The following is an 18,067-nucleotide window of genomic DNA, read 5'->3' as shown; positions in this document are numbered from 1 at the left end:
CTCCTTGCGTATGATGATGCAAACTTTTTTTGCCTGTTCATCCTCCGTTCATGCTGCAGTCATTAGGGGGACATCTTGGTTTGTTATATTGTCTTTAGCGGCCACGTTAAGGTGGCTTAACACAATGATGAAGACAGGAGTAGATGCAAGAATGAAACTAAGAGAGGTAACAAAACTGAAGATGAGTGTGAGGAGAGCAAGAAAGAGAAATACTATAGCTGCTGTGACTCTCATGCTGACGATACTTGCCCCAATGTCTGCAATGGCCGCACCGGCTCCCATGAACAACAGCAACCTTACGTATGAGACAACAAAGAAAGCCGTGATCGAAAAAGCCAAATTACTGACCGAGACATATGGTACGACGAGTCTGCAATATGCGCTCATCGATGGTGGAGAGATTGTGGTGTCCGGTCAAACGGGCAAGAACGATATAAACGACAAGCTACCTCTTACTTCGAACGCCGTCTATGGCATTGGTTCAACCAGTAAAATGATGCTTACAGCCGCTGTAATGAAGCTGGTTGACGAAGGCAAGATTGATTTGGATGCGCCTGTTGTGAACTATATGCCTGACTTTAAAATGAAAGATACCCGATACAAACAGATTACACCCCGTATGTTGCTGAATCATTCCTCCGGTCTTCTGGGCACCTCAACCAGCAATGCCACCTTGTACGGAGATAATGACACGTATTCACATGATACGTTTCTGGAGCAATTGGCGAATCAAAACCTGAAGGCAGATCCCGGTGCATACTCAGTCTACAGCAACGATGGCTTTACGTTAGCTGAGATTCTGGTCGAAAGAGTGAGCGGCATTGGTTATACCGCATTTATACACAAGTATTTCACGGAGCCTTTGGATATGAAACATACCAAAACACCACAGGATGTGGTTAATCCGTCAGACATGGCGGCAATCTATTCCCCTTTTTATGAGGGACCACTTCCAAAAGAGAATTATAATATCATCGGTACTGGAGGTCTATATTCCACCGCTGAAGATCTGGTCAAATTTTCAAGAATCTTCACGGGAGAAGTTGATGGTATTCTTTCCAGTAAGTCTGTAGAAGCTATGGCGCAAGAAGAGTATAAAAGAGGCATGTGGCCAGAGGATAGCGATACGCTGATGTCTTACGGGTTGGGGTGGGATAGTGTGAACTTGTTCCCATTCAACGAGTACGGCATTAAGGCCGTTATGAAAGGTGGAGATACGTTATCTTATCAGTCTTCATTAGTGGTACTTCCGGAATACAATATGGCTGCAGCCGTTATCTCTTCAGGCGGGTCAAGCTTAACCAATAATTTCATTGCGAATGAATTATTACTCAGCGCACTTGAGGAAAAGGACATCATTACACAACGGAAGCCAGAAAAATCATTTGGCGTACCTGTGAAGGCAAATATGCCTAAAGGAGTATCCAAATATGCAGGTATATATGGCGGCAATAATTCGGTTATGAAGATCAAAATAAATACGGCTGGAAAAATGACTGTATCTTCACTTACAGCTCCGAGTAATCCGGCTCAAGAATACACATATACAGCAGATGGTACTTTTGTTAATAACGAAGGTACAGACAAGTTGAAATTCGTTGTGGAGAAAAATGGGAAAACCTACTTGTGGTCACGATCTTATATATCCGTTCCAGGACTCGGACAGCTGGCTTTCTCAGAATATAATGGGGAGAAGCTTGAAGCCAATAAATTATCCAAGGAGATTAACGCTGCATGGGCAAAGCGCGATGGTAAAAAATATTATCTGGTGAATGAGAAATACACATCAATGCTCTATCTTAATGCTACATCGATCCTGCCTATTCAGTTGAATAAAGAGAATCCGGGGTATATGTCCAATAATAAGATTATTGGAGCCAACGAAGCAGCCAATCAATTGCAGATTCCGGGTACTGCCGGACGTGATACGATGGACGTTCATTTCTCCAAAAAGAACGGAGGAGAGTATCTTACATTTTCAGGTTATGTATACGCCAGTGAGGAAATGGTGAAACCAATCTATTCGGGTAAACGATCCGCAACAACCATTCAAGCAGATGGATATTCCAAATGGTTTTCTGTACCAGCGACTGCGAAAGGAAAAGTCATGACAGTGAAGATGCCTGCAAAGGGAGCCTTTGCTGTCTATGACCAGACCGGAATTTGTATTAATCACACCGTGGTCAGCGGTAAGAATAATGTTGTTTTACCAGAAAACGGCCGTATTGTATTTGCAGGTGAGGTTGGTTCCAAATTCGAAATTTCATTAAAAAAATAAAATGAATGGATTTCCAAACGGCTGAACACCAAACGAACTCAACAGGAGAGAACCATCATGATGAAAAAAATATTAATCATTTTGCTCAAAATATTCGGAGCCATCGTTATCGCTTTTGCATTATTTATTGCCACTGTTTTTATTGTTAATGTATTTAGCAACAAATCGGAAGAAGGGAAAATAAAACCCTATGGTCAGTTTGTAGCAGTTGACGGGAAAAACATGAATGTGTTGATTCAAGGAACAGGCAAAGAAACGGTGGTATTGCTTCCTGGATACGGAACACCTGCCCCAGCCCTTGATTTCAAACCGCTTATCGATGAGCTATCTCCATTTTACAAAGTCGTTGTCATTGAGCCTTTCGGTTATGGGTTAAGTGACATTACTGAAAAAGAGCGTACCACTGAAAATATGGTTAGTGAAATTCATGAAGCGTTACAGCAACTTGGTATTCATAATTACACGCTCATGGCTCACTCCATTTCAGGGATATACGGCCTGGATTATGTGAACAAATATCCAAACGAAGTAAGTTCATTTGTCGGAATTGAGAGCAGTGTCCCAACGCAGGGAGGTAATGATGATCCATTTCCAACCGAAACGTACAAACTGCTTAAAAAATCAGGATTCTACCGATTGTTAATGAAACTGGCCCCTGATCAACTGATTGCACCCGATGTTGATGATGAGACCAGAGAACAAATTAGAATACTTTCACTCAAAAATACGTTTAATTCGAACAACCTGAATGAAGGCGAAAACTTTGGTCCTAATTTCAAAGCAGCTGAGAACTTGTCCTTCCCCAAAGATCTTCCTGTGATTTTCTTCTTACAAGCGAATGATACCGAAACGGAAGGATGGATACCATTACATGAAGAGCAAGTCAAAGATTCTGTACATGGAAAAGTGATGACATTTGAGGGAGAACATTATTTGCATCACACCCGATCCAAAGAAATGGTTCAAGAATATAGAAAGTTTATGAGTGAGATAAAATAGTGTCGCCAACAAAAGAAGCCGCGAAATCGCGGCTTTTTTCTGTTAAGCAGATGGTGAACATACATACTTCGTTATCTATTGGAAAATTTAGGTTGACACTTCTTTTTGTCGCGTATACAATCGTATACATAAATGCGTCGTATACATATGTATACACGTAATGGGGGTGGCACAAATGAGAGATCGTCATATTGAAGAAATGGATGGAAGTGTACATCAAGGAGAGCGTCCGAGACGTGATATGAGTGACAATGAGCAACGTGGTGAGCGTTCCAGACGTGGAAGAGGTCATGGTGAACATGAGGGAAAACGGGGCCGTGGTGCACAAACATTCCGTCGCGGCCGAATTCTTGTATTTCTGGAACAAATGCAGAATCGGAGAACAACGCTTGTCCGACAACTTGGACAGGAGGAGTACGAACATATTCGCCCGATGATCAGTGGGGAGTTAAAAGCTATTGATCAGGTCATCGACGAGTATATCCATCTATTCGAGCTGCAAAATGAAGATGTAAACCCCAATAAGGATCTGGAGAGTGAATAAGTATGATTCGTCGTTTTTTTTCGTATTATCGTCCCTATAAAAAACTGTTTTTGATTGATTTTGGATGCGCTGTACTCGCAGGTCTTCTGGAGTTGGCTTTCCCTCTTGCCGTCAGCAAATTCATTAATGAATTGTTGCCAGGTCAGGATTGGCCTCTCATTATGCTTGCCTGTGTTGTGCTGTTATCCATCTATGCACTTAATACCGTATTGAACTATGTCGTTACATATTGGGGACATATGCTGGGCATTAACATTGAGACCAACATGCGTGAGAAGATGTTCGCTCACTTGCAGAAGCTGTCCTTTCGTTTCTTTGATAATCGTAAAACAGGCCACTTAATTGGTCATCTTACGAATGATCTGAACGACATCGGCGAGGTTGCTCACCATGGACCTGAAGATGTATTCATCGCAGTAATGACATTAATCGGATCGTTCTGGTTGATGGCTAACATTAATCTGGAGCTTGCGCTGCTTACCTTTATCATTATCCCAATTATGGCTTGGGTCATTATCGTATTTGGTGGCCGCATGACAAAGACGTATCGGCGACTCTTCGGAGACGTCGGCAATTTCAATGCGCGCATTGAGGATAACGTCGGCGGTATGCGTGTTGTGCAATCGTTCGCCAACGAAGAACATGAGAAAGAACTTTTTGCGGTGGACAATCAGAATTTCCGTAACACCAAACTGCTTGCCTACAAAACGATGGCGAAAAGTATCTCGGTCAGTTATATGATGATGCGACTGGTTACGGTGTTTGTCATGATCAGTGGAGCCTGGTTTTATATCGATGGCAGAATCAATATGGGTGACTTTATGGCCTTCCTGCTTCTGTCCAATATCTTCTTCCGCCCGATTGAGAAAATCAATGCCGTCATAGAAAGTTATCCAAAGGGTATCGCTGGTTTCAAGCGTTATCTGGAGATCATTGATACAGAACCTGAGATTGCGGATAGCAAAAACGCCGTTGAATTCGAAAGTGTGAAGGGTGATATTCGCTTCGAGAACGTCTCGTTCGGATATGAATCCAGTCGGCGTATTCTAAGTGATATCAGTCTGTCTGTTCGACCAGGGGAAACGGTTGCTTTTGTTGGTCCTTCGGGTGCAGGCAAAACGACGATCTGCAGCCTGCTGCCCCGATTCTACGAGGTAGAAGAGGGACGTATCACTGTGGATGGCGTCGACATTCGTAACGTTAAGCTTCAATCCTTGCGCAAGCATATCGGAATCGTTCAACAGGATGTATTTTTGTTCTCGGGTACCATTAAGGAGAATATTGCCTATGGTGATCTGAGTGCAACGGATGAACAAATCTGGGATGCCGCCCGTCGTGCCTCATTGGAGGAACTGATTCTCACGTTACCTGATGGCATGGATACGGTCATTGGCGAGCGTGGAGTCAAGCTATCCGGAGGACAGAAGCAACGGTTATCTATTGCTCGTATGTTCTTGAAAAATCCGCCTATTCTTATTCTGGATGAGGCAACCTCCGCGCTGGATACGGAAACGGAAGCACTGATCCAGCAATCACTCGCAGAGTTGTCGGTGGGTAGAACTACACTTGTGATTGCACACAGACTGACAACTATCAAGAATGCAGATCGAATTATCGTAGTAAACACAGATGGTATCGCTGAGCAGGGCAACCATGAGGAATTGGTCGCCGCTGGAGGCATATACAGCCGTCTTCATCAGGTGCAATATAGTCACTCTTAATCCATATAAATTGAATTTACACTGGATATTCCGATGACAGAACAACCTTCCGATCGCTGTTATCCCCAGATTTTTTGATTCCTTCTAGAAAGGGGGAAATCCGGGGATAGCGTATGCTTCCGATTTAGCTTTCTTGCAGAAAGCTTGTAGGCGAACGCTTCGCTTCTTCAGGTTTTTTCTGTCCTCTCCGTTTTGTGTAAATGTTTAGTTCAATTTATATAGAAACTTAAGTGGCTGACTAAGTATCTGGATCAAGTATCTAAATCAAGTAAACCTTGCCGTGCATATGCGCGGCTTTTTTTATTGAATGGATATTAAAAATGAAGTTATAAAATGCTATGCAAAATATAATGTTGACAACGTCCACTAACGTGATTATTATAATGTTGACAATGTCCACTAAAAAGGAGGGTTTGACATCGACTCTCAGTACATAAATCCAGATATACTGGCTGACATGCGACGTTTTAACCGTTTTTATACCAACATACTTGGTGTACTCGATAAGCATATTCTCGGGACAGGGTATTCGTTTGCAGAAGTGCGGGTCATTATTGAGATTGGAATTCGGGGAGAGAGTATTGCGAACAATCTGGTAGATACACTTACCATTGATCGCAGTTATATGAGCCGAATTGTGAACAAGCTGTCCAAGGAAGGACTGCTGGTGAAAGTGGATTCTGCGGCCGACAGCCGGGTCAGTCTGATTCGTCTGACAGCCAAGGGTGAGGAACTGTATGCCCAATTGAATGATCGATCCGATCAACAGATCCTGAAGCTGATGCAAGAATTGAATGAAGAAGAGATTCAAGAGGTATACACCTCCATGATGAACATACAAGAGAAGTTGAACAAGAAGGCAGGAGAGACCACACGATGATACGATTTGAATGTGATTATAACGAAGGTGCGCATGAACGAATTTTACAAAGACTGATGGAAACTAATATGGAACAGACGAGCGGGTATGGCACGGATGAGCATTGCGAACGGGCGAGAATGCTTATTCGTCAGGCCTGTGACAATGAGCAAGCTGATGTTCATTTCTTGGTTGGCGGTACACAGACGAATACAACGGTGATTGCATCTATTTTGCGTCCTTATCAAGGTGTGATTGCTGCGACCACGGGACATATTGCGGTTCATGAGACGGGAGCTATTGAAGCTACGGGACATAAGGTGCTTACAGTTCCAAGCGAGGACGGAAAGATCACGCCTGAGCAGGTTAGAGCCGTCTACGATGCGCATATGAATGAGTCGTCACCGGAACATTGTGTGCAACCAGGCATGGTCTACATATCCCAGCCAACGGAGAATGGAACGATGTACAGCAAGGCAGAACTGCAAGCATTGCATACAGTGAGCAGAGCATGTGGTCTTCCGTTTTTCGTGGATGGAGCACGTCTTGGATATGCACTCGCTTCACGCGATTGCGATATGACACTTGCTGATCTTGCACGCTTGTGCGATGTATTTTACATCGGGGGAACCAAGATTGGCGCATTGATGGGAGAGGCGGTTGTCATCTTGAATGATGCGCTGAAACCGGATTTTCGTTATATGATCAAACAAAAAGGTGGCCTGCTTGCCAAAGGCAGACTGTTGGGTATCCAATTTGAAACGTTGTTTGAAGACGGTCTGTATCTCGATATTTCTCGCCATGCCGTAGATATGGCTTTGAGAATTCATGATTCACTTGAACAGCAGGGGGTACGCTTCCTGTACGATTCACCAACCAACCAGCAGTTTCCGATTCTGCCTGATCGTTTGCTTGAGAAATTACGCAGCGGTTATACCTTCTCCTTCTGGGAAAAGGTTGACGCTACACACAGTGCGGTGCGATTCTGCACCAGCTGGGCAACTCGTCAAGAGAATGTGGATGCACTGACTCGTGAAATCGCTCAATTATTGCACGAAGAGATCCACGTGCCAGAGCGGGTCGAAGCATTGGTCTAATTTTGTTCAAAAATTAAGGAGAACAGTTCCGATTTCCTTCTCATAAATACGCAGAATTCTGATACTGAACAAAGGACAACTCATTGTGGTTGTCCTTTTTTGGTTTGCCTTTGGTGTGATAGTTGTGAGATAGAGAGTGAATACAACGGAGCTAGAAACGGAATCTCTCCCGGCGTTTTCAGCAATCGAACAAGTCGGAGTACAGCGTCCTGAATGGACGATTCCATCTGACCTACAAACATGGCTCGTCTGGCGTTCTCGTTGAATGTTACCTTGATATTGCATTCGTTCAATACTTCGAGAATTTGGTTCAGTGTGAATTCGAGCTTAAGACTTAAGTAGGGTGCATCGGCGGATGCTTTGATAATCTGCCCGATGACCGGGAGATTCATGGAAGCAATCAGGTAATATTATAAAGCTTACCGTATAGAACCAAAAAGGGGCCTGAGAGGATCAGGCAATCAATTAAGACGATTGATATACCGCTTGCAGTCCATGACTCGGCATACTAAGAGTATGTTAACAGAGCCAAGCGATTAAAGTTTATTTGAAAAGTTGGGTGAACAAGGTGATGAAGTGGTTATCAAACCATGTGAGGCAAATTTTGATTGACAGGCTCGAATCACAGATCAAGTTCGAAGAAAATTCCGTACATCGAGAGATATACTTCACATGCTGGTTAGAGCTAGTTATCGAAGAGGTCGAGACAACATCCATTCACAGAACAAATTCAAGGAGAGTGTGAAATGAGCAGAGTCGACCGTTCATCCAGAAAGCATTGGATGCTGGTATTAATTTCTTCGATACGGCCAATTTCTATTCGGATGGAACCAGTGAGGAAATTGTTGGGCGTGCATTGAAGGACTTTGCTCGTCGGGATGAGATTGTCCTGGCGAACAAAATTCATCATCTGGAGGATGCAATAGCAGCCCTTTCTGTAAAGCTGACTGTGGAAGAGATCAGTTTCCTCGAAGAAGCGTATGTACCACATCCTGTAACAGGAAATCTCAGTTGATTCGAATTCTTAATGTTAAAGTCGCCATTCGGCGGCTTTTTTTATAGTGATCTGATGAGTGAATTGACAGTTCTCTTATATTGAAGTTATTATGGATACATTAGATCCTTAATTGAGAAGGAGATTATAATCTATGAATAACAGACATTCATCCGGTCAAGCGAACGAATCATCGAGTGGTCATTCCGCTCCTTTTGCTACGTTACAGGAAACACCTATCTTATCCTTGCTCCAGCCATCCAAAGGTGAACGTATTCTTGATGTGGGTTGTGGCAATGGGGAGATGACAGCCAAAATTGCAGCCGCAGGAGCGCTGCCAACAGGTATAGATTTTTCAGAAGAGACGATTAGGCAAGCTAAACAGAGATATCCTGATATGAATATTCAAGTAGCAAATGCTTGTCATTATCGGACAGAAGAACCGTTTGATGCGGTCTTCTCTCATGCCGTTCTGCATTGGATAAAGGATGCTCCAGCTGTAGTACGATCAATACAGTTAGCGCTCAAGAGGGGCGGGCGATTCGTGGCTGAGTTTGCTGCAAATGGTAACACAGCTATATTAATTACAGCGGTACAGGAAGAACTGGATGCCCGTGGATACAAATGGGAAGGACGGAATCCGTGGTATCACCCGACCAATGGCGAATATACTAATCTTCTGGAGCAACACGGATTTCGAGTTAGTCTGGCTCAGCATGTGGATCAATTTACCCCGTTCAAGCCAGGTGCCAGAAAGTGGTTGACCAGCTTCGCGGAGTATTTATTCATTGGTATCACAGCTGCGGAACAGGATGTTATTATGGAAGCAGTTGAGAAAAAAGTACAGCCACAACTGATGCGGGATGGACAGTGGTATCTGGACAGAAGCCGACTGCGAGTCGTAGCTATTAAGGAATCGGGGAATACGATATGAAAATGGACAAACCCAAGATTCAGGAGCAGTTGCTCGAACCGGAAACGATTGCATTCCTGGAATCCAAAGTGGAGTACAAACACAAACTGATCGAGAATATTACATTGGATCAACAGGAAGCGAGTAAGGTTTCCTTTGAAAATGTTGTATTTAGACATGTGACCATCTCGGAGTCTACCTTGGAACAATTTGAGTTCACCGATGTCCGGTTCGAACACTGTGACTTCTCCAATGTCAATCTCTCTGGTGCCTTCATGCACCGGATCGAATGGCATAATTGCAAGTTTGTCGGAACGGATTTTTCCAATAGCCGTTTGCAAAATGTCAGTTTCCTTCATGGTCTAGGCGACTACAGCAATTTCCGTTTTGCCCATCTGAAACAGGTCTCCTTCTCGGAAAGTACCTTGATTGGTGCGGACTTTGCCTATCTGGCACTGCAAAAAATGGAGTTCAGTCAATGTAAAATCGACCAAGCTTCCTTAACGGGAACTAAAATGAAAGATTTGGATCTCAGCGATTGCGAATTTGACTCCTTGGTGCTGACCATGGAAGATCTCAACGGTTGTGTGATTTCACCACATCAAGCCGCTACATTTGTAGGATTAATGGGTTTGATTATCAAATAAATTGCGTGATCACACATAAGGGGTTGCCAAGATAGTGGAAGTGTGTATAATTGGAGACACATTAGAATAAAACAGGTTTTCTAGGGTTCCGCGATGTATGTGTCGGTCTGGTCCGAGAGAAAACCCGCAACCTGTTGGTTGTGCCACGGAGGGATAAAAGCCTGGGAGATGAACTGCTACATGCAGTTTGTTTCCCGGGCTTTTTTTGTTTTTACGCTAATGAACCTTACGGGCTGTACAAAAAAATGTAGTAGAGAAGGAGTGTTACAAGAATGAATAAAACGTGGATGTCGGTTGTGATTGCTGCTTTGTTTGAAGTGGGTTGGGTCATTGGATTGAAACATGCCAGTGGTCTGCTGGAATGGGGGTTTACGTTGGTTGCAATTATCATTAGTTTCTCCTTGATGATTGCAGCTTCGCGGACACTGCCTGTGGGAACCGTATATGCCGTATTCGTTGGCCTGGGTACCGCTGGCACGGTACTTGCAGAGATTGTTCTGTTTAATGCGACTGTTCAAACCGGAAAAATGGTACTCATTGGTGTACTTTTACTCGGCGTGATTGGTCTTAAAATGCTGAGCAAAGAGAAGAATAAGGAGGTGCAGCTATAATGAACTGGGTATTTCTTATCTTGGCAGGTATATTTGAGATGATCGGAGTGCTTATGATAAACAAGTTGCACAAAGACCGTAATCTCATTTCACTGGTTCTATTGGTAGGCGGGTTTGGTTTGAGCTTCCTGTTCCTGTCCATTGCAATGGAAACTCTTCCGATGGGGACAGCATATGCCATATGGACGGGAATCGGAGCCTCCGGCGGTGCCATTCTGGGTATGGTGTTTTATGGAGAACCTCGAAATGCCCTAAGAATTCTGTTTATCGCTATGGTGCTCGGATCGGCAGTTGGTCTTAAATTGGTCAGTTAAACAAAGTGATTTTAAAAAGATAATGTACAAATTACGTTTTTAATGGTATCCTTATATGTTACGTGTGAAATAAAAGATGCGTCTTATTGATAGATGTGCGTAAATGAAGGAGACAACATGACATTTAAGGACTTGAATATTATCCCCTCTATTATGGAAGGGTTAAGCAAAGCAAACTATACTAATCCTACCCCTATACAGGAACAGGCCATACCAGCTGTATTAGCTGGCAGAGATCTGCTGGGATGTGCACAGACAGGAACAGGCAAGACGGCCGCATTTTCGGTGCCGATCATTCAATTATTAAGCGAAAGATCCAAAGGGCAAGGATCGAAGTCCACACGACATATTCGCTCATTAATTTTGACACCAACACGAGAACTGGCTATTCAGATCGCGGATAACATCAAGGTATATAGCCGGTATACGGACATTCGTTGTACGGCAATCGTTGGTGGCGTTTCGCAAAAAGTACAAGAGCGTGCGTTGAATCAAGGTGCAGATATTATTATCGCAACACCTGGCAGATTGAACGATCTGATTAATCAGAAACGTATTGATCTGAAGATGGTTGAGATTCTCGTTTTGGATGAAGCAGACCGGATGTTAGACATGGGCTTCATTCATGATGTGAAAAGAATCATTGCCAAAATGCCGAACAAAAAGCAGACGCTGTTCTTCTCAGCTACGATGCCTCCTGAAATCACCAAAATGGTTAAAACCCTGCTGGTTGATCCAGTCAAAGTAGAAATCACACCGGTATCTTCAACGGTAGACCGCATTGAGCAGTCTATTTATTTGTTGGAGAACGGCAAGAAGCAACATATGTTGAACCAAATTTTGGAGGATAAATCCATCGTCACGGCATTGGTGTTCACACGCACGAAGCGCGGCGCTGACCGGGTTACACGTGATTTGGCCAAAGCGAATATTACGGCACAGGCTATTCATGGCAACAAGTCTCAGAACGAGAGACAACGGGCACTGAACAACTTCAAGAGTGGTGCAACACGTGTATTAGTTGCGACGGATATCGCGGCAAGAGGAATTGACGTAGAGGAACTTTCACATGTCATTAACTTTAACCTGCCTAACATTCCGGAAACGTATGTTCACCGTATTGGACGTACAGGCCGAGCAGGCAAAAGCGGTATGGCCATCTCGTTCTGCGAGAAGGATGAACTTCCATTCCTGAAGGATATCGAGAAAGTAATCAAAAAGACGATTCCTGAAGTGAAAGGTCATCCGTATCCAATGACAGGTGTACCTGTGTTTGATAAAACCAGCAAAGCATCAGGCAGTAAACCTTCGTTCAACAAATCGGCTGCAGGCAAACCGGCGAAGTCCAAAGCTAACCCGGCACGCAAGCCCAAATCCGAATGGTTTGCCAAGAGTGGTAAATCAAACAGTAGTCGTTCAAACGACGGCAGACCCAATAGCAGTAGATCAAACAGCAGTAGCAGTAAATCTAACCATGGCTCATTCAGCCGCAGCAGCAAAACTAGGAATGATAGAGCCAATTAAGAGTTAAATAAATCCAGATAAAGCCTTCTCCATTCATTTGGAGGAGGTTTTGTTATGTGCTTTTATGTGCAACGAGCTTATTTACATACGAACTTACATTCGGTATCATTATATCGTCCATTGGTGAAAGGGAGGTAATAACTTGAAGGATACGATGATTAAATACAGTTTGAAGAAAAAAGGTGCGACCAAGGATTATCCATTCGGACCTGATCCAGTCGCGATTAAGGTTGCGGGTAAGATGTTTGCGCTTATTTTTGAAAACAAAGAGAACTGTCGCTTGAACTTAAAATGTGATCCCATTATTGCAGAGAACCTGAGAGAGCAGCATGAAGCAGTTCGACCGGGATATCATATGAACAAAAAACACTGGAATACCATTACGCTGGATGGTTCCTTGTCCGATGAGGATGTCTACGTCATGATCGATCACTCTTATGATATGGTTATTAAATCCCTTCCAAAAAGAGTTCGGGATTCTCTGACCGAAGAGTGAGGCATCATTTCTAACAGAATGAATATCCTATGAAAATGAAGACATATTTGAAGTCCATTTGGTTCCATTACCTTGGAAATAAACAAGATCGAACGGCCTTGTTTAATGTGGCTTCCCTTGTTATCAATGCTGTAACAGGGATAGGCAAGTTAATCCTGGGCATATATCTGCTTTCGGGATGGTTCATTACAAATGCTGTATATTATCTGATTCTGTGTGTGGCGAAAGTCCAAGTACTTCATAAGTATACAGTTACCAAGAGGATGGACTCTCCCGAAGAAAGATATAGATTAGAGCTTACGGTATATAAACGCGGAGGTCTGTTCCTCTGTTTACTGGGCGCGTCTTATTCGATGGTCTGCCTGCGAATGTATCTAATCGGCGATGCTTTCATTTATGAGGGTATCATCGTGTATATCGTAGCTACAGTCGCTTTTACCAAGTTGGTTTTTGCCGTGTATGGTACCTGGGCGAACCGTCATCTCCATAACCCGATTATATCTACATTGAAAATGATTAACTTCACCGATGCGATGGTATCCATCGTGGTGACCCAAGCGACATTACTTACCATGCAAGGCTCACCTCTTGCATTAAAAACCAGTAGCTTGTTTGGCATGGGGTGTAGCGTTTTATTTTGTTTGATGGGGGTCTGGATGATGTTCCACAAAAAAAAGGAAACAAGCACGGATCCAAACCGATCTCCTGGCACTGAATGTTAACATTGAAGATCAAGGGCAGGGAAAGGTAATTTTGGTCCACGTTTCAGCATGTTGATCAATACATATCGAATGAATTGCACATGACGGAATAGACGAGTGTCATCTATACTTAAAGTGACAACGGAAGAAGGCGTATTGGCAATCAACTTAAGGAGTGATATCTATGGATCAACAACAACTGGCAATGGTACAACGTATGCGTCAAAATGTCGTCGGTACAGGTGCAGCTCTTCAACCCAGTTCCACGTATGCGGTCACAGTAAAAGAAGTCATGATTCCTACAACTAAAGGTGATACACGTGTACTTGTGTATACACCGGATAGGGACCATTTCGCGCCTCTGCCGGTCTTCTTTAATATGCATGGGGGTGGTTTCATCTTGGGGCAAGCAGAGATGGATGATCCATGGTGTCGCTTGATTGCTGATCGATCTGATTGTGTGGTCGTTAATATCGATTACAGTCTTGCACCAGAGCACAAGTTCCCAACAGCGGTCCATGAATGTTACGACGTTGTACAGTGGGTCCACGCCAACCCGCAATCCTTCTCGGTTAACCCGTCTCTATTCGCTATTGGGGGACATAGCGCTGGTGGTAATCTTGCTGCAGCAGTGTGTTTACTGAATCAGCAACGAGGTAGCGAGCTGCCAATTGTTCTGCAAATTATGGATTATGCCGTGTTGGATGTGGCTACAGATCCGGCCGAGAAACCGAGTTTTGCAGAAGCCATTCCAGCCGATATCGCCAGAACGTTCAATGCCATGTACCTTGATACGCCAGAAGATGCGCAAGACCCGTTGGCTTCACCTGTGCTCGCAACATCAGTAGAGGGACTTCCAGAAGCATTGATCATTACCGCGGAGAAAGATTCACTGGCCCAAGAAGCAAGAACATATGCAGCAAGGCTGGAAGCAAGCGGTGTGAAGGTGACTCTTAAGGAGTACGAGGGAGCCGCTCATGGATTTACGCATTCTGGGGATCTCCAGATGGCTGAGGATGCCTGGTACCGAATGAGTGACAAGATCAGAGAAGCATTTTCCAAATAAACAGAACAAATAAACAGAATCAGAATGACGCTTAGAAGGAATATAGTTACCTTGAAGTCGCCTAATGGCGGCTTTTTTTCGTTCATTGGTGTAATTGCTTCAATGGCATGGTGAAACCAAGCTTCTGAGCTTGCGGATGTGTTAATAAACTAGATTAGGAGCCTTATTGAGATTATAACGATATCGTTAAGGGTAAGAGTTGTTAAATTAGAGGAAATAATGACCAATACCAGGAGGTTTATTATGAACCAATATAACAGTCCATCCGATATCGCGATTCTTGGCATGGGAACGGCTCTACCTGCTCACCCCGTAGCGCAGTCAGATATTGCAGAACTAATCGCTTCTTCTCTTCAAGATCGGCCAGCTTTGGCCCGTTTTGCCAAGCGAATATTCAAGTCCTGTGGTGTTGAAACACGATATACCGTGGAACCGAGCTATCTGGGTTCACTGGAAGAATGCCGTTATCTGCCCTCTGGTGAGCGATCAGACATCCCGACAACCGAAGAACGAATGAATACATACAAGCGAGAGGCGCTTCCACTCGGGATTGAGGCGGCAGAGAAAGCCCTGGAGGATTCAGGCGTATCTCCAAAGAGCATCACACATATCATCACGGTCAGCTGCACCGGTCAATATCTGCCGGGTCTTGATGTTATGCTCATCCGTCATTTGGGTTTGTCTGCCCGAGTTAATCGACTGCCGCTGATCTTTCAGGGGTGTGCTGCAGGGTTGAAAGCCATCCAGATGGCACGAGATGTCGTGCAGGGAGCTCCCGGATCACAGGTCCTTGTGGTCTGTGTAGAGTTGTGCACCATTCATTTTCAGCCCGTACAAGATCGGGAAGCGCTGTTTGCAGCTTCATTCTTCGGAGACGCTGCTTCTTCCTGTGTAGTGGGCACACCAGAACCTCAGCACAAGAATTATTTGAGTCTGGGAACGGGTTATTCTGTGCTTCTTCCGGATTCGACTGAAGATATGACCTGGGAGGTGGGGAATCTGGGGTATGACCTGTATCTATCCCCACGTATTCCGAAGCTGTTAGGTGTTCATCTGCAAGAGGAACTGCGTCTTTTATTGCAAAGTGAACAGCGTCCTGAACTATGGGCCATTCATCCGGGAGGACGCGGGATTGTGGACTCTGTGCAGAATGTAATGAAGCTGCGAGACGAGCAAACGAAGTATAGCAGGGATGTCCTCAGAACGTATGGTAACTTATCTTCCAATACCATTCTGTTTGTACTGAACGCGATGCGTGAGGACATGAAGTTACAGGATCAATCATCTACAGATGGTGTAGCCATGGCATTTGGACCGGGACTCACCGCAGAGCTGATGAAATTCACTTATGTACCCTCATTATCTTCAGTGATGGAGGAGCACGATCATGTCCTTTTTTAGAACATTGTCCATTCGAGCCAAGGAAGATGAACTGATGGATGACTTCTCTCTGGGAGGGGAGGAGCTGCGTGAAGCGCTTAGACATCTCAGACGTCTTAACAAAATATTTGCAGCACCTGGGCCAACTTTGGCTGGTGTAGAGAAGTTATGGAACTCTGTCGGTAGGCCAGATAAGCTGACTCTTCTGGATGTGGGGGCAGGCTCAGGGGATGTGAACCAGAAACTACTGCAATGGGCGGATCGTCAGGGCATTCAGTTGGAGATTACATTGGTTGATCTGACGGAAGAGGCATGTGAGGAAGCGAGACAACTATTCCGTGACGAACCCCGAGTCCGGGTACAACGTGCCGATCTTACACAACTGCCGGATGCTTCAGCAGATATCGTGACAGGCTCTCAGTTTGTACATCATTTTGACGGAGATCAGCTGGTTGATATGGTTTCTCATATGCTAAGAGCATCCAGATACGGTGTCGTCATTAATGATATTCACCGCCATCCCGTATCCTATAAGGCGGTCTGGATTACTACACGGATGATCTCGCGCAATCGGTACATTCGTCATGATGGGCCTCTTTCCGTAGCCAAAGGTTTTACAGGGAGGGATTGGAAGGAACTTAAACAACGTCTTAATCATGATACGATGACCTATGAATGGAAGCCCTTATTTCGTTACTCTGTTGTTATTCCCACGAAAGGTAGGTGATCTTACGTGTCGAAATCGATAGATGTGATTGTCATCGGAGCCGGAATTGCCGGCAGTACATGTGCAATGCAACTGGCAGGAAAAGGACATCGGACCCTTTTGCTGGATCGCCAGGAGTTCCCGCGGCACAAAACCTGCGGTGAGTTCATGTCACCCGAAACCAAGGAGATGTTAGAGGTTCTGGACATTCACCTTCTGGGCCATTCGAAGAAACCCAGCCCCATGGATCATGCCAAAATCGTTATGCCACAAGGCGGAGTGATCGAAGCACCGCTGCCGGGATTCGCATATGGCATAAGTCGATATGAGCTGGACCAGATTTTGCATCAGAAGGCTCAGGAGGCCGGAGCTCAGATTGTGACTAAAGCGACGATAACGAGCATTGAGCAGCTTGAGGATGCCAGTTATGAGGTTCAGGTGAAACAAGGAAATGAGCAGATCAGCTACAGAGCCAAAGCCGTCATCGGAGCACATGGGACCAAGAAACCGCGTGGGATGGCTTCCGCACCTGATCTGCGGGATCAAACCGTATATGTTGGTATTAAATCTCACTTCAGCGGTATCCAGATTCCAGCACGGGTAGAGTTATATTTTTGCGAGGGAGGTTATGTGGGGATTTCCCCGATTGAGGACGGCAATGTGAATGTCGCTGCATTGTTGACACTGGATACTGTCCAGGGAAGTGGCAAGTCTGTAAACGATATTTTACAGGCGGCATCCCTGACAAACGTGAGTTTGGCAGCCCGTTTAGCCGAAGGAAACCCTGTAGATGGAACGCAAGTGTCGATTGCACCGCTGCATCTGTCCAACGTTCCTGAGCCGTGGTCTCAATATCCGCATATTGGGGATGCCATGCTGATGATACCACCCTTATGTGGAGACGGAATGTCCATTGCCCTTCGCTCCTCACTCCTGTGTGCAAGGTGGACTGACAAGTACCTGCAAGGTGACATTGAACATGCCGATTGGCAGAGTAATTACACGCTGGAAGCAAGCCGTGAATTCACCCAATTGCTCAGACGCGCAAGAAGAATCCAAAAGCTGGCTTTTGCCAAGACCAATAAATTCTATCCTGGTCTGGCCCGGATGATCCCTGGTCTAGCCGCTTATGTTGTGAAGGCCACACGGTTATCCGAGATGAACGCAGCGCGCTAATAGGCGAAATTTTGCTCAATACTTATGCGAAAGAGGTTGCT

At 44.7% G+C, this 18,067-nt stretch carries 18 protein-coding genes, 1 pseudogene and 1 riboswitch; of the genes and pseudogenes, 18 read left to right on the top strand and 1 reads right to left on the bottom strand.

Features of this window, described 5'->3' with window-relative positions; genetic code table 11:
* Positions 1-151 precede the first annotated feature (151 nt).
* The 6 genes from J2Z28_RS16125 to J2Z28_RS16100 all read left to right on the top strand — a co-directional run bounded on the left by J2Z28_RS16125 (position 152) and on the right by J2Z28_RS16100 (position 7,498).
* The gene (locus tag J2Z28_RS16125; RefSeq protein ID WP_211083303.1) at positions 152-2,278 is read left to right on the top strand and encodes a serine hydrolase domain-containing protein; all 2,127 of its coding nucleotides are present in this window, start codon (positions 152-154) and stop codon (positions 2,276-2,278) included.
* 57 nt (positions 2,279-2,335) lie between these two features.
* Positions 2,336-3,277, top strand: a complete 942-nt coding sequence (locus tag J2Z28_RS16120) for an alpha/beta hydrolase (RefSeq protein WP_211083244.1) — start codon at positions 2,336-2,338, stop codon at positions 3,275-3,277.
* A 175-nt stretch (positions 3,278-3,452) separates the two neighbouring features.
* Positions 3,453-3,821, top strand: a complete 369-nt coding sequence (locus J2Z28_RS16115; RefSeq protein WP_211083243.1) for a hypothetical protein — start codon at positions 3,453-3,455, stop codon at positions 3,819-3,821.
* A gap of 2 nt (positions 3,822-3,823) precedes the next feature.
* A complete protein-coding gene (locus tag J2Z28_RS16110) occupies positions 3,824-5,542 on the top strand; it encodes an ABC transporter ATP-binding protein (protein ID WP_211083242.1) in 1,719 nt (572 codons plus the stop codon).
* Positions 5,543-5,999: 457 nt separating this feature from the next.
* Entirely contained in the window at positions 6,000-6,422 is a 423-nt protein-coding gene (locus tag J2Z28_RS16105; protein WP_036670809.1) for a MarR family winged helix-turn-helix transcriptional regulator, read from the top strand.
* Positions 6,419-7,498, top strand: coding sequence for a threonine aldolase family protein (locus tag J2Z28_RS16100; RefSeq protein WP_211083241.1), 1,080 nt, complete (start codon positions 6,419-6,421; stop codon positions 7,496-7,498). Before J2Z28_RS16105 ends, J2Z28_RS16100 begins: the two co-directional genes overlap by 4 nt.
* Before the next feature lie 80 nt (positions 7,499-7,578).
* On the opposite strand, the gene J2Z28_RS16095 is transcribed toward J2Z28_RS16100, so the two are convergent.
* Complete coding sequence (locus tag J2Z28_RS16095; RefSeq protein ID WP_342357510.1) at positions 7,579-7,899, bottom strand: AraC family transcriptional regulator; 321 nt, start codon at positions 7,897-7,899, stop codon at positions 7,579-7,581.
* 347 nt (positions 7,900-8,246) lie between these two features.
* Between J2Z28_RS16095 and J2Z28_RS16090 the strand changes: the two are divergent.
* The 12 genes and pseudogenes from J2Z28_RS16090 to J2Z28_RS16035 all read left to right on the top strand — a co-directional run.
* Positions 8,247-8,459, top strand: a pseudogene (locus J2Z28_RS16090) (aldo/keto reductase); the annotation flags it as partial.
* Between the two features lie 187 nt (positions 8,460-8,646).
* On the top strand, positions 8,647-9,426 hold the full coding sequence (locus tag J2Z28_RS16085) for a class I SAM-dependent methyltransferase (RefSeq protein WP_211083239.1): 780 nt from the start codon (positions 8,647-8,649) through the stop codon (positions 9,424-9,426).
* Positions 9,423-10,052, top strand: a complete 630-nt coding sequence (locus J2Z28_RS16080) for a pentapeptide repeat-containing protein (protein WP_211083238.1) — start codon at positions 9,423-9,425, stop codon at positions 10,050-10,052. Before J2Z28_RS16085 ends, J2Z28_RS16080 begins: the two co-directional genes overlap by 4 nt.
* Before the next feature lie 69 nt (positions 10,053-10,121).
* A riboswitch (guanidine-I (ykkC/yxkD leader) is annotated at positions 10,122-10,222 on the top strand.
* A 102-nt stretch (positions 10,223-10,324) separates the two neighbouring features.
* Entirely contained in the window at positions 10,325-10,663 is a 339-nt protein-coding gene (locus J2Z28_RS16075) for a DMT family transporter (protein WP_036608190.1), read from the top strand.
* Positions 10,663-10,977, top strand: coding sequence for a DMT family transporter (locus J2Z28_RS16070; RefSeq protein ID WP_211083237.1), 315 nt, complete (start codon positions 10,663-10,665; stop codon positions 10,975-10,977). The genes J2Z28_RS16075 and J2Z28_RS16070 overlap by 1 nt, the downstream gene beginning before the upstream one ends.
* Positions 10,978-11,094: 117 nt before the next feature.
* Positions 11,095-12,501 (top strand): DEAD/DEAH box helicase, encoded by a 1,407-nt coding sequence (locus J2Z28_RS16065; RefSeq protein WP_211083236.1) that lies wholly within the window; start codon positions 11,095-11,097, stop codon positions 12,499-12,501.
* A gap of 142 nt (positions 12,502-12,643) precedes the next feature.
* Positions 12,644-12,997, top strand: a complete 354-nt coding sequence (locus J2Z28_RS16060) for an MmcQ/YjbR family DNA-binding protein (RefSeq protein ID WP_211083235.1) — start codon at positions 12,644-12,646, stop codon at positions 12,995-12,997.
* Positions 12,998-13,026: 29 nt separating this feature from the next.
* Positions 13,027-13,719, top strand: coding sequence for a hypothetical protein (locus J2Z28_RS16055; RefSeq protein WP_211083234.1), 693 nt, complete (start codon positions 13,027-13,029; stop codon positions 13,717-13,719).
* Between the two features lie 163 nt (positions 13,720-13,882).
* Positions 13,883-14,764 carry an alpha/beta hydrolase gene (locus tag J2Z28_RS16050; RefSeq protein ID WP_211083233.1) on the top strand — a complete coding sequence of 294 codons (882 nt, stop codon included), beginning with the start codon at positions 13,883-13,885 and terminating at the stop codon, positions 14,762-14,764.
* A gap of 243 nt (positions 14,765-15,007) precedes the next feature.
* Entirely contained in the window at positions 15,008-16,165 is a 1,158-nt protein-coding gene (locus tag J2Z28_RS16045) for a type III polyketide synthase (RefSeq protein WP_211083232.1), read from the top strand.
* Positions 16,152-16,871 carry a methyltransferase domain-containing protein gene (locus tag J2Z28_RS16040; RefSeq protein WP_017688605.1) on the top strand — a complete coding sequence of 240 codons (720 nt, stop codon included), beginning with the start codon at positions 16,152-16,154 and terminating at the stop codon, positions 16,869-16,871. Before J2Z28_RS16045 ends, J2Z28_RS16040 begins: the two co-directional genes overlap by 14 nt.
* Positions 16,872-16,877: 6 nt before the next feature.
* Positions 16,878-18,026, top strand: coding sequence for an NAD(P)/FAD-dependent oxidoreductase (locus J2Z28_RS16035; protein WP_211083231.1), 1,149 nt, complete (start codon positions 16,878-16,880; stop codon positions 18,024-18,026).
* The last annotated feature ends 41 nt before the right edge of the window (positions 18,027-18,067 follow it).

The sequence above is a fragment of the Paenibacillus xylanexedens genome (genome assembly GCF_017874615.1).
GTDB lineage: Bacteria > Bacillota > Bacilli > Paenibacillales > Paenibacillaceae > Paenibacillus > Paenibacillus xylanexedens.
This window is presented reverse-complemented; position numbering and strand designations above follow the sequence as displayed.